This window comes from Limnobacter sp. UBA3528, from assembly GCF_002377005.1.
Classification (GTDB): Bacteria; Pseudomonadota; Gammaproteobacteria; order Burkholderiales; family Burkholderiaceae_B; genus Limnobacter.
Genome location: NZ_DFOZ01000011.1, coordinates 67,103 through 78,892, shown reverse-complemented (window position 1 = coordinate 78,892; position 11,790 = coordinate 67,103). Strand labels below are relative to the sequence as shown.

Genomic DNA, 11,790 nt, shown 5'->3' with positions numbered 1-11,790 from the left:
ACCTGCACGAATGATTTGAATTCGTCGCTTGAATACATGTTGCTCATTCGTTTCAACATCACAATCCAGGGCACCCCCGACTTCACTTGGGCACGAGACCGTCGCAACATGCGGCCCGTGATCGGCACGAGATCGTAGAGTTGTGAGGTCATGACCTCGATGGATTGATCCACGCTCAAGCCTACGCCTTGCAACAAACGCATTACGTCCACTACAGCCACGAGTTCCCGTTCAAATGCAGCCTCTCGGCCTTCTCCAACCGTTTTCAGGTACCACTTGGGCGCCATAAAACCGATGCCTGTGACTGCGATGACCTGAATCATGGGGATGGCACCAAAATCGGCATCCCAGTTCAGGAAAAGTCCAATTAGCAAGCCAAGAAGACCCAGTGCAATACGAATGAGCACAAATCGGCTGAGGTCTTCTTCGCGTCCGAAACCGGCACGGCCCAGCAGTTTTTTGTCTTCTTCTTCAACGAAGTAAGTGAAGGCTTTTGTTTTGCTGAATTGTTGACCAAGTCGCTCAATGCGGCCTGTCAGCACACTGGTTGGAACCTGGTTTCGCATATTCGCCGAACTTTGTACCTTGCGGCGCAGTTCGGTGTATTCATCAATTCGGGCCAGCGCTTTTTCTTTGCGGCTGGTTTGGCTGAGAAGGCTCCACGCCAGCCCGACAAAACCCAGACCCAGCAGGAAGATGCCTATCGCCAGTAATGTGTTCATGTCCATAATGGCGCCCTTAAATGCTCTTGACCATGCGATAGATGATCGCAGCGCCAGCAATTTGCAAGATACCTGCAACAAACAGCAACATGCGCCCGGTGTCGTCATTCCACATGGTGCCCAGGTAGGCCGGGTTCAGCGTGAGGATAATGCCGGCCAATGCCGGTGTTAAGCAGCACATGAACACGGCTGACATGCGGGCTTCCGATGACATCGCCAGCATTTCCTGATGGTGTTGTTCGCGGTCGCGCAGGTACTGCGCAAGGCGGCCCAGCAAAATATCGCTCTTGCCACCATAGTTCAGCGCCAGCGCTACCACAGAGGCAATCAGTTTGAATTCGCTCAGCCCATACACCCGCGCCAGTCGGTGCATGGCCTGGTCCAGTTCCAAGCCCGCATACTGCATTTGAACTGCCAGACCCAGCGCTTCTTTCAGGGGTTGTTCGGCATTTTCAAGCGCAGTGTTGAACGACACGGTCAGGCTGTAACCTACTGCACTGACACGCACCACACCGTCCAGAAAGTTGGGCAATTGCCCCAGCATTTGAAGTCTGCGTTTGCGCTGGCGATACAGCACATAGGCGGCAATGCCCAGGATGGCGAGAATGAGTGCACCTGCTGCGCTGGCCGCTCCCCGAAAAACAAAGGCAGCGAGCGCCGGTATCAGCGTGAACATGGCAACGCGAATGCCGAGTGTTCGATCAATCACGAGGCCGGCTGAAATCAGGCTGTCTGTGATCCATTGCGGAATGTATTTTTTGCGCAGGGGGTCTTTTTCCAGCGCCAGTGGGTCTCTGGACTTGCTCAGTGCTACATCCAGTCGGCTTTCCGCCAGTTTGCGGTTTTGTTCTTCAGCACCCCGGCCCAGCAACAGCAGGGCCAGAGAAATGAATACCAAGGCAGCGGCGATCAGTCCGAATGTCATGTCAGGCGGATGTGCGAGATTTTCGGGTTTTTGGGGTAGGGCACCACGGGTACCCAGTTGTCCAGCTCCTGCCCATCGGGGCCGAGTCGGCTTTCATGGCGATACAGGTCTTGAAGCAGAATATTGTCATCTACAATGCCGGCCACTTCCGTGATGCTGTAAATGCGGCGTTTGCCAGAAGGCAGACGAACAATTTGAACAATCAGGTCGAGCGCCGAGGCAATTTGTCGGCGCAAACTCATTTCATTGCCGGTAAAGCCAGCAAAGCCAGACAACATTTCCAATCGGTGCAGGCAATCGCGGGGCGTCGAGGCGTGAATGGTACCCATGGATCCATCGTGACCCGTGCTCATCGCCTGTAGCATGTCCAGCACTTCGGCGCCGCGTACTTCGCCCACCACCACGCGGTCGGGACGCATACGCAAGCTGTTTTTGACCAAGTCGCGAATTGAAATTGCACCTGCACCTTCGTGACCACCCGGGCGGCTTTCAAGTCGAACCACATGGTGGTGGTTCAGTTGCAATTCTGCCGTGTCTTCAATGGTGATCAAACGTTCGCCGGCTGGAATAAATTCAGCCAATACGTTCAACATGGAGGTTTTACCCGTGGATGTTGCACCGCTCACCACCAGGTTGCAGCGTTTGCGAACGGCTTCCTGCATCAATTCATACACACGGGCATCAAAGGTGCCCAAGCCCATCAGGTCTTCAGCGCGCAGCGGGGTGCTTCTGAATTTACGAATGGACACCACCACGCCATCACGGGCCAGTGGGGAAATAATGACGTTGATCCGGCTGCCGTCGGGCAGGCGGGCGTCGACCATGGGGCTGGACTCATCAAGCCGGCGACCCAGCGGTGCCAGGATACGGCGAACAATTCGCAGCAGGTGTGCATTGTCGACAAAGCGAGCCTGAACACGTTCCATACGACCCATTTTGGACACATACACGTCCTTGTAGCCGTTGATCATCACGTCTTCAACGTTGGGGTCAGCCAGCAAATCTTCCAGTGGGCCAAAGCCTGCAATTTCCTTGTATAACGAGTCGGCCACGAAGGCCACCTCAGAGTCATTCAATGGAATCTGCTTGCCATAAATCAGGCTTTGCACTTCACCTTGAATAAATTTTTCAAGGGCACTGTTGTCCATTTTGGCAAAGGTAGCGCCTTTCTTTTCGATGATGGCCAAAATGTGTTCATGGGCCATTTCTTTGACATCGGCCAGCACTGCAGAGTCCATTTCGCTGACTTTCGCGGTGGCAAACTGCAAGTCTTCTACGGCATTTGCAGCATTGGACACTGAACCTTCGGCGTGCTCAGGTTCTTTGGGTTTTGGGGGCGGCGCTTCCTGGCCGAAAATGATTTCACTCATTTGTTGAACCATTTCTTGAAAGTACTGGCAAGGCCGCCTTGGCCGTCCATGTGTTTGCGGTTTGCATTCACTTTGTCGAGCAACTGGGCCACTGCTTTGGCATAGGGATCTTTTGAATCAGCTGCAGACAGCACCTGGCCGCCATTCACCGCATTGATTAGTGGTGCGCGTCGGTCGGGCAGGGTGTGTACGGTTTCAATGTTCAGTTTCTTGGCAATTGATTCTGCATCCAGCGCAACATCTTTGTGATAAGGCGTAACCACCAAGTCAAATGTCTGGGTCGCAATGCCCTTGTCGTTCAGGCTTTTGATCAATTCGGCGGCAGTCACAATGCCCGGCACCGACTGTGGTGTCAGCACCATGGTTGCGTCGGCGCTTCGCAGCAGGCTGGCCACAAATTCAATGTTCGAGAACCCGCACAAATCAATCACGATGTTCTCGAAAAATGATTTGATCAGGTTCAGAAATTTCAAGGCGTCAGACGCGGAAATATCACGCAAGTCCGCGAGGTTTCGCGGCAGTGAAAGTATGGCCACACCCGTGGCATTGTTGCGGCGAAAGGCAGTTTTTGCGAGTGTTGCATCAAACCTTTTGAGGTTTCGCACGCATTCCACAAAGTCCATGGCGCCTTGTTTGTCCTCCGCAGGAAGGTGCACCAGACCATCGCCCAAGGGCAAACCAAAATCCAGCAGCAACGTGCTGTCTTTGTTTTGTTTGGCCAGTTGCACAGCCAGGTTAACAGCCAGTGTGGTGGAGCCCACACCTTGCCGCCCACCCAGTACCACCAAGGCGTAGCCCTTGCGCTCGTTGCTTTGTTTGGGCGCTTTTTCAACCACGCCTGTCAGAATTTTTGTGACTTCGCCAGCGCTGGAGTCGAGGCTCAAAAAGTCTTTCACACCCGATCTCAGCGCATTGACCACATCTTCAGTCGAGTCTTTTGAACCCATGGCCACAACAGGTAGGTCGGGGGCCAGCTCGCGCAGTTCTTTCACGATCAGGCTGGCGTCCAGGCCCACTTGGGGAGAGTAATCCACCACGGCCATGCTGGGCGATACCAGGCCCACGCGTTTGGTAATTTCACTGAAGGTGCCCGATTCGCGCACCAGCATGAAACGGTCACCCACTGCGTCTGACAACCAAAGCCAGTTGGCGTCAGACCCACTGATGAACAATATTCGGGGCATGCTTTGTTGCATCGCTAATTCCCCTTAATTGGTCGTGAAGCCAGGAACAGGCTCTTGTGCGGAAGGCAGGAAGAGTTGGCCCCACACGCTGCGCGGGCGCATACCTACGTTTTGACCTGGAAGGGCCAAAGCGGGTGCGTCTGCTGCACGGGGTTTTACAAAACGCGGTGTCACAATAATCAGCAATTCTTTGTCTTCCCGGCTGTAGGTGTTGCCCTTGAAGAAGGCACCCAGAATCGGAATTTCAGACAACCAGGGCACACGGTTGGCGTTTGCAATAATGTTTCGACTAATCAAGCCGCCGATCACAAAGCTTTGGTTTTCGCCCAGTTCAACAGTCGTGCTTGCACGGCGAGTCAAAATGGCGGGAACCAGCACGCCTTGAATGGAGGTGCCGCGAGAGAAGTCGAGATCGCTGACTTCGGGTGACACTTTCAAGGCAATTGTTTTGTTCGACAAAATTGTGGGTGTGAAACTCAGGCCCACACCAAACTTTTTGTATTCAATGCCAATGGTGCCGTTGCCGGAGGGCACTGGGATTGGAATCTCGCCACCCGCTAGAAACGATGCATCTTGACCCGATTGGGCAATCAGGGATGGCTCGGCAAGCACTTTGGCGTAACCGTCGGCTTGGAGGATATTCAAATTCGCGGTGAGGTCTCCCGCCAAGTTGCTTAACGTTAATCCAAACGCATTGGCAACTGAGCCACCCGAAGCGCCGGGGTTTGCTATTTGATAAGTGAACTCTCCTCCGTTGAATTGGCCGGTTAAATTAATGCCAAGTCTCTGAAGTTCACTGCGGGTGAATTCAACCACTTTCACATCGACCTGCACGGTGCCCGATGTCTGGATTGTGGCCTGGTCAATCAGTTCAGCAGGCTTTCCATCACTGCCGGGTTTAATGAGACTTTCCCTCGCTTGTTGATAGGCACTGACATTGGGCGTGGAGCCTGACAGTTTCAACACCTGTCCTTCGGTTTCAAGGTTCAAGTCTTTCAAGTTGGAGATCGTCTCAGCGGCTTTGCCAGTGACAGCCACAGTGATCACCCGGGCCATGCTGGCACCACGGTCCCAAATCAACAGGGATGTCGAACCGGTTTTCAAACCGGTGACCAATACGCCAGCATTTTTGCCACCGCGGTCGGTGGGTTTAAGCACCGTCACAGAGGCAATCGTAGGGTCGCCAATCGACACCCGTGCCGGTATTCCGGGCAAGCTGATGACTTTTTGAAAACCGGTGCTCAAGGTGAGCACAAAAGGTGCGGCGCTGCTGGGTGCAGCGGGCGTTTGTCCCACAGCCATCTGAGGGCTGATCAGCCCAGCGCAGGCCACCAATGAAATTGCTGCGACCACGCTTTTCAAAGTGATGTTGTTCTTGTTCATCGCGCTGTTTCCCGGGTTGTTTCACCACCGCGAATAACTTCAACAGTGGCCGGCTCGGCCATGCGTTGGGTAGTTTGCGCGGGTTTTTTGTTGTCTTTGGTGTTGCCGCTGCCTGGCAGCACAGTGTTGCCCAACGAGGTTCCCGCAAATGCTTTGTCACTTGGACTCAGCTCAATTGGAGGTTGCACCTTCAGTACTTTGCCGTCAGGGCCTTTAACGGGAACCGGCTTGAGTACAGTGTCCGGTTGAGGGTACTTGCTTATGTCAGGCAATTCTTCTTCGTCGGGGCTGCGCAACACCACAAACAATTCGCCTTGGGTTTGAGCAATCGCCAAGGTGTTGATGTCAGCAGTGGGTACTTCAACCATCATCGCTTTCAATCGAACTGGGCGATTGTTGACGTCTTTCTCATTGGCGGCATTCGTTGTCTCAGGTGCATTCACCAGTTGTGAACCTACCGACAGAACGCGCAGCTTGGGCATGATCAAACGAGAAATGGTTTCTTCAATATCACGACTGTTGGATTTGAAGATCGAAAACACATCGACATAGTCACCTGCCTTGATTTTGGCGGTGGCCACGTTGTTCTCATCCAGACGCAGGGCAAAAGCGCGGTAACCTTCACGCACCTCAGCCGCGACGGCACCCGATTCAAAATACTGGTTGGTCACTGGCAAGCCTTTGCCAATATTGAACAATGGTTTTTTACCGATCACATCGCCAATGTCCGTGAAGGCGCCACTGGGGGCGATGGCAAATTTCTCCACCTTCAGCATTTCAGGTGTTACGGGCTTTCCAAACTGAATTTCAACAGTGCTGACGACCACCGGGAAACGCTCAATTGCGGTTTTGATGGCTTCTCCGCCTTTCTTCACGTTTTGGCCAGACAAAAAGGCCATCACCATGAAAATCAATCCGATTCCCAATAGCAGCAGTGCGAATATTTTTGTTTTTCCTGACATGTCGCGAAGGGCTCCCGGAAGAAATTACAGTGCGTCGGTGTTCTGGTACAGAACCACAGCGCTGGCGCTGAGTTGTTCTGGAAAAAAAGTATCTGCAAAAGGAATGTTGGACAAAAACGAATTCTCGGAAATATTGAAAACTCCCCGAAATTCCAGGCAACTGAGGGCTGGGTTGGTGCCCGCGCCCAAGGCGTTGCCACAATCTGCTGCACCGGCCAATTGGTCTGTTGAAAAACTAAAGCCTGCCGGGTACATCGCGCTGGGCAGGGAATTCAACAACAATTGCCTGGCCGCAGCTTCCGGGTCGGCTGTGCTTCCCGCAACAGCCACGCTTCGCGCAGCCTGAGATACGGCTGAGCTCAGCGTGTGTTGCACCATGAACAACAGGCTGTAACCCACAATCGCAAAAATGACTGTGAGAACAACTGGTAACATCAATGCCAACTCTACTAGCTGAGCTCCATTTTGGTTTGTTCGGTTCCCAAATATGAGTTTCATTTTTTGGTTGGCCCAGCGGCTGTTCACATTAATCGCTAATTTCGCCAGCAGAACCAGTCAACAAATTGCTGATAGCGCTGAACGCATCTCCCAGACCATCGCCTAGCACGCTAAAACCAGCCACTGCCAGCGCTACTACCAAGGCCGCGATTACTGCGTACTCGATCAAGGAGGCACCTTCTTCTTTACGTTTCAAAACCAACTGCTTGTTTGCTGCTTTGCTCATGACATTCACTCCTGTGTGAAAACATCGAACTCTAGGTCGAATTCCCCCATATTAGGGGTACTCCAAATGGATCAAAACCACAATCAGACCGTGAATTGCACCGTCTATTCACAATTTTGACCCCAAGGACCACAGCAATCCTAGGGAAATACCCCCAAACTGATTACTCCTTGTGAGTTACGATAGTAAACCAAGTCTGTGACTTGTTGATTAGTACTATTAGAAACAATTTGCCTTTGATGAATTATTCATGCAAAAGACCAATTTACCCAGAGCCCTAATGGGGCCCCTCCATGCCGTAATCGGTCTAGTCACCGGTGGAGTGCCCGTTTCCAAAGAGCCAGGCAAAGCCAAACGCCCCTATGAGCGTTCAAAAGAAATTACGCAGAAGGCCTGCGCGAAGGCGGCTGCTGTGTCGGGTAGCTTGGCCTTGCCAGTGGGTCCCCTGGGCATGCTCACCGTGTTGCCCGACCTTATTATTGTGTGGCGTATTCAGGCACAAATGGTGGCAGACATCGCTGTGGCGTTTGGTCACAAAAAACCTTTGACTGAGCAAGATTTGATGACGTGCCTGTTCAGCCATGTTGCGGGAACGGCTGTGCGTGAGTATGAACGATCAATTCCCTTGGAGCATGAAGAGAAAACAGGCAAATCGGTACTTGATTTGATCGACCGTTTCACCCGCAGTGGCAGCCGTGATGTTGCCATTCGGGTCACCAAACAAATTGGGCAAGTGGTGTTTGAGCGAGTGGCCAAACGCACCGCATCCCGAATTGTGCCTTTGGCTGGCGCAGCTGTTGTGTCTGCCTATGCTGCGCTGGATACCAAAGAAGTTGCGCGCACTGCGGTTGAAATGTTTTCTGGTGAAAAATTACCAGCCCGTAAAACCAAGAAAAGTTACCCAAGGCCAGAGGAAATGTTCAACGTGGACAATGTGAAAGACATTCAACCCGACCAAGGGGCTTGAACGCTCGCGGGCTCTGTGTAACACTCAAACAGAGCCTCGTGTTGCTCACAAGGCAGTTACCAGGCACCTCGCACTCGCAGAAACTCATCCGTTTCGTGGAGGAAAGTGGTCATGAATGCCCCTCAGTACCCGCTGTACCGCGCAGTCACGCTCAGTGACAAATACACCCTCTCCCAAGGAAAAATTTACCTGACGGGCACGCAAGCCCTGGTGCGACTCATGTTGCTTCAGTCACAGCTGGATCGCATGAATGGCTTGAACACAGGCGGATTCGTGTCGGGTTATCGAGGGTCACCCCTTGGCGGAGTGGACCAGGCATTTTGGGCGGCACAACAATTTTTGAAGCCTGCAAACATTCACTTTCAGGCCGGTGTGAATGAAGACCTCGCCGCCACCGCCGTGTGGGGCAGTCAACAACTTAACCTGTTCCAAGGCGCAACCGTCGATGGTGTTTTTGGCCTTTGGTATGGCAAAGGCCCGGGTGTGGACCGAAGCCTGGATGTGTTCAAACATGCCAACGCAGCAGGCACCTCCAAACACGGTGGCGTGTTGCTGGTGGCGGGTGATGACCACGCCGCGAAAAGCTCCACCTTGCCTCATCAGTCTGACCATGTGTTGAAAGCCGCGATGATCCCGGTGCTGTTTCCAAGCAATGTGCAGGAAATTCTCGACTTCGGTGTACTGGGCTACGCGATGAGTCGCTATGCCGGCGTGTGGGTTGGCATGAAGGCAGTGGCCGATGTGGTGGAGTGCTCGGCGACGGTTGATATTGATCCCAAGCGATACCAGTTTGAGTTACCCGGCGATTTCACGATGCCTGAAGGCGGTTTGAACATTCGCTGGCCCGACACTGCTTTGGCCCAGGAAGCCCGTTTGATCGATCACAAATTGTATGCAGCGCTTGCTTTTTGCAGGGCCAACGGCATCAACAAAACAGTGATTGATTCGCCCGTCGCCCGCTTCGGTATTGTGGCCACAGGCAAAGCGTTTCAGGACACTTTGCAGGCCCTGAGCGATTTGGGGTTGAACCCACAGCGTTGCACCGAAATCGGATTGCGGGTGTACAAGGTGGGCATGGTATGGCCACTTGATGCGGTGGGTATCCGTGAATTTTCCAGGGGTTTGCAGGAAATTCTTGTGATTGAGGAAAAGCGCCAGTTCGTGGAGTACCAAATCAAGGAGGAGCTTTACGCATGGCGTGAGGATGTTCGTCCCAAGGTGTACGGCAAGTTTGACGAAAGACTGTCGGAGGATGGTCGCGAGGGCGGAGAATGGTCTTTGCCGCAAGGCAACTGGTTATTACCCAGTCACTACGAGCTCGATCCTGCCCTGATTGCCGTGGCCATTGCAAAACGCCTGCGGCACATGCAGTTGCCTGCCGACATTAAAACCTTGATTGACAATCGCATCGCCACGATCGAGCACAGCCATGAGGTAGGGCATTCAGCACATTTGCCCGTGGAACGTAAACCGTATTTTTGTTCAGGATGCCCGCACAACACCTCGACAAAAGTGCCTGAAGGCAGCCGTGCCATGGCTGGTATTGGATGCCATTACATGGCCGTGTGGATGGATCGGAATACTCAAACTTATACACAAATGGGCGGCGAGGGTGTGCCCTGGATAGGGCAGGCACCTTTTACGCACACTCAACATGTGTTTGCCAACCTGGGTGATGGCACTTATTTTCACTCTGGTATTTTGGCCATTCGCGCCAGCATTGCTGCGGGTGTGAATATCACCTACAAGTTGCTTTACAACGATGCGGTGGCCATGACGGGCGGACAACACCTGGATGGCACACTCACCGTGCCACAACTAACCCGCCAGCTTGCGGCTGAGGGCGTGGCCAAAATTGTGGTGGTCAGTGACAACCCTGCATTGCACTTGCGCAACTTGCCAAACGACCCGAAGGCCGAGGGCACTGAAGTGTTTCACCGCCGCGACATGGACACCGTTCAAAGATTGCTGCGTGAAATCCAGGGCACCACAGTGCTGATTTATGAGCAAACCTGCGCCTCGGAAAAACGCCGAAGGCGCAAGCGCACTGATCTGGTCACGGGCCAATTGCAATTTCCGAACCCAGCCAAGCGCGTGTTGATCAACCCGCGTGTGTGCGAGGGTTGTGGCGACTGTTCCAAACATTCCAATTGTTTGTCGATCGAACCTGTATCAACGCCCTGGGGCGTTAAGCGCACGATCAATCAATCCACCTGCAACAAAGACTACAGTTGCCTTGAGGGGCTTTGCCCAAGCCTGGTGACGGTGGAGGGTGGTGAATTGCGAAAGCCGGATGTTTCGACGCATCACAGTGCGCTTGTCAAAGTTTGCGAAAGTCTTGCTGAGCCGCAATATCACATTCATCCCGATGAACTGGATCAACGTTATGCTGTTTTGATCAATGGCGTGGGCGGCACTGGTGTAGTCACCATTGGCGCATGGCTGGGCATGGCTGCTCATTTGCAGGGTATGGAGGCCTTGGCGCTGGACATGGCTGGTTTGGCGCAAAAGGGCGGTGCCGTGTTTTCTCATGTGCAGTTTGCCCCAGCGGGTCACACCCTGGCCTCGTCCAGAATTCCTGTGGGTGAGGCCGACTTGATGATTGGCGGCGACCTGGTGGTGTCGGCCCATGAAAAAACGCTGGAGCTGCTCAACAGCCAGGCTTTTGCAATCGTGAATACCGACACACAGCCGACAGCCGATTTTATTACTCAGCGCGACTGGTGCGCTCCGGTTGAACAAATGCATGCCGACATAACCGGGGCCTTGAATAACCCAGGGCAACGTTACACATCGATTCGTGCTCAATGGCTGGCCGAAAAACTGTTTGGCGACACCGTATATGCCAATGCACTGCTGCTGGGCGCCGCCTGGCAACGTGGTTGCCTGCCTTTGCAGCTGGCAGCCCTGCGCAAGGCGATTGAGTTGAACGGCGTGAAGGTGAATGAAAACCTGTTGGCCTTTGATGCGGGCCGCGTGGCGGTCTCAAAGCCCGGTTTGCTTGAGCAGATGCTGGAAAAGAATGTTGCACCCAGTGGTCAGTTTGAAAGTGATGAGGACAAACTGAGCCGCTATCAAACCGAGTTAGCGCATTATCAAAACGAGCAACTGGCGGCGCGCTATGCCGCCAAAGTGTTGCCATTGCGCGCAATGTTTGATTCTCAGGGTTTGAAGCACCAATGGATGCGCCTGTGCAGCACCTATTTCAAATTACTGGCTTTCAAAGACGAGTTTGAAGTGGCTCGCCTGCACACCAGCCCTGAGTGGCAAGAACAGACCATGGCGCAATTTGAACCGGGTGCGAAGTTGTACTTTCACTTCGCTCCAACGTGGCTGGCAGGGCACGGCAGCCGGCCGAAAAAAATAAAACTGGGCCCATGGATTTACCCATTGCTCAAAATATTGGCCGCTTCACGCCATTTGCGGAACACTGCATTTGACCCATTTAAAGGGAGTGTAGAGCGTAAAAACCAGACTTTACTGGTGACTTGGTTTGAAACCTGGTTAGAACTGATGCACAATAATCCTTCAATGTTGCAGCACAGCAAACAGA

10 protein-coding genes are annotated in these 11,790 nt (G+C 53.2%); 2 read left to right on the top strand and 8 right to left on the bottom strand.

Going from position 1 to position 11,790, the window contains the following annotated elements; translation table 11 throughout:
• The 8 genes from B4N58_RS02725 to B4N58_RS02690 form a co-directional block, all read right to left on the bottom strand.
• A partial coding sequence (locus B4N58_RS02725) for a hypothetical protein (protein WP_291745539.1) occupies positions 1-722 on the bottom strand: 722 nt, incomplete at its 3' end.
• 16 nt (positions 723-738) lie between these two features.
• On the bottom strand, positions 739-1,647 hold the full coding sequence (locus B4N58_RS02720; RefSeq protein ID WP_291745538.1) for a type II secretion system F family protein: 909 nt from the start codon (positions 1,645-1,647) through the stop codon (positions 739-741).
• Positions 1,644-2,885: a CpaF family protein gene (locus B4N58_RS02715; protein ID WP_105029804.1), complete on the bottom strand. Its 1,242-nt coding sequence runs from the start codon at positions 2,883-2,885 to the stop codon at positions 1,644-1,646. Before B4N58_RS02715 ends, B4N58_RS02720 begins: the two co-directional genes overlap by 4 nt.
• A 128-nt stretch (positions 2,886-3,013) precedes the next feature.
• Positions 3,014-4,213 (bottom strand): AAA family ATPase, encoded by a 1,200-nt coding sequence (locus tag B4N58_RS02710; RefSeq protein ID WP_008250241.1) that lies wholly within the window; start codon positions 4,211-4,213, stop codon positions 3,014-3,016.
• Between the two features lie 12 nt (positions 4,214-4,225).
• Positions 4,226-5,584, bottom strand: coding sequence for a type II and III secretion system protein family protein (locus tag B4N58_RS02705; RefSeq protein ID WP_291745536.1), 1,359 nt, complete (start codon positions 5,582-5,584; stop codon positions 4,226-4,228).
• On the bottom strand, positions 5,581-6,546 hold the full coding sequence (gene cpaB / locus B4N58_RS02700; RefSeq protein WP_291745535.1) for a Flp pilus assembly protein CpaB: 966 nt from the start codon (positions 6,544-6,546) through the stop codon (positions 5,581-5,583). The genes B4N58_RS02705 and cpaB overlap by 4 nt, the downstream gene beginning before the upstream one ends.
• A 24-nt stretch (positions 6,547-6,570) precedes the next feature.
• Positions 6,571-7,044 (bottom strand): TadE/TadG family type IV pilus assembly protein, encoded by a 474-nt coding sequence (locus B4N58_RS02695; protein ID WP_291745532.1) that lies wholly within the window; start codon positions 7,042-7,044, stop codon positions 6,571-6,573.
• Positions 7,045-7,072: 28 nt separating this feature from the next.
• On the bottom strand, positions 7,073-7,270 hold the full coding sequence (locus B4N58_RS02690; protein WP_291745530.1) for a Flp family type IVb pilin: 198 nt from the start codon (positions 7,268-7,270) through the stop codon (positions 7,073-7,075).
• Between the two features lie 280 nt (positions 7,271-7,550).
• Here B4N58_RS02690 and B4N58_RS02685 point away from each other — a divergent pair, with 280 nt between their 5' ends.
• Positions 7,551-8,237: an EcsC family protein gene (locus tag B4N58_RS02685; protein WP_008250250.1), complete on the top strand. Its 687-nt coding sequence runs from the start codon at positions 7,551-7,553 to the stop codon at positions 8,235-8,237.
• A gap of 111 nt (positions 8,238-8,348) precedes the next feature.
• Positions 8,349-11,790, top strand: a 3,442-nt coding sequence (locus B4N58_RS02680; protein WP_291745527.1) for an indolepyruvate ferredoxin oxidoreductase family protein, incomplete at its 3' end; no start/stop codon positions are given.

Excerpts from the sequence above, each read along its gene's own strand:
- B4N58_RS02715 (WP_105029804.1), bottom strand. The coding sequence starts at position 2,885 with ATGGACTCTGCAGTGCTGGCCGATGTCAAAGAAATGGCCCATGAACAC.
- B4N58_RS02710 (WP_008250241.1), bottom strand. The coding sequence starts at position 4,213 with ATGCAACAAAGCATGCCCCGAATATTGTTCATCAGTGGGTCTGACGCC.
- B4N58_RS02685 (WP_008250250.1), top strand. The coding sequence starts at position 7,551 with ATGGGGCCCCTCCATGCCGTAATCGGTCTAGTCACCGGTGGAGTGCCC.
- B4N58_RS02720 (WP_291745538.1), bottom strand. The coding sequence starts at position 1,647 with ATGACATTCGGACTGATCGCCGCTGCCTTGGTATTCATTTCTCTGGCC.
- B4N58_RS02695 (WP_291745532.1), bottom strand. The coding sequence starts at position 7,044 with ATGAAACTCATATTTGGGAACCGAACAAACCAAAATGGAGCTCAGCTA.
- B4N58_RS02705 (WP_291745536.1), bottom strand. The coding sequence starts at position 5,584 with ATGAACAAGAACAACATCACTTTGAAAAGCGTGGTCGCAGCAATTTCA.
- B4N58_RS02690 (WP_291745530.1), bottom strand. The coding sequence starts at position 7,270 with ATGAGCAAAGCAGCAAACAAGCAGTTGGTTTTGAAACGTAAAGAAGAA.
- cpaB (WP_291745535.1), bottom strand. The coding sequence starts at position 6,546 with ATGTCAGGAAAAACAAAAATATTCGCACTGCTGCTATTGGGAATCGGA.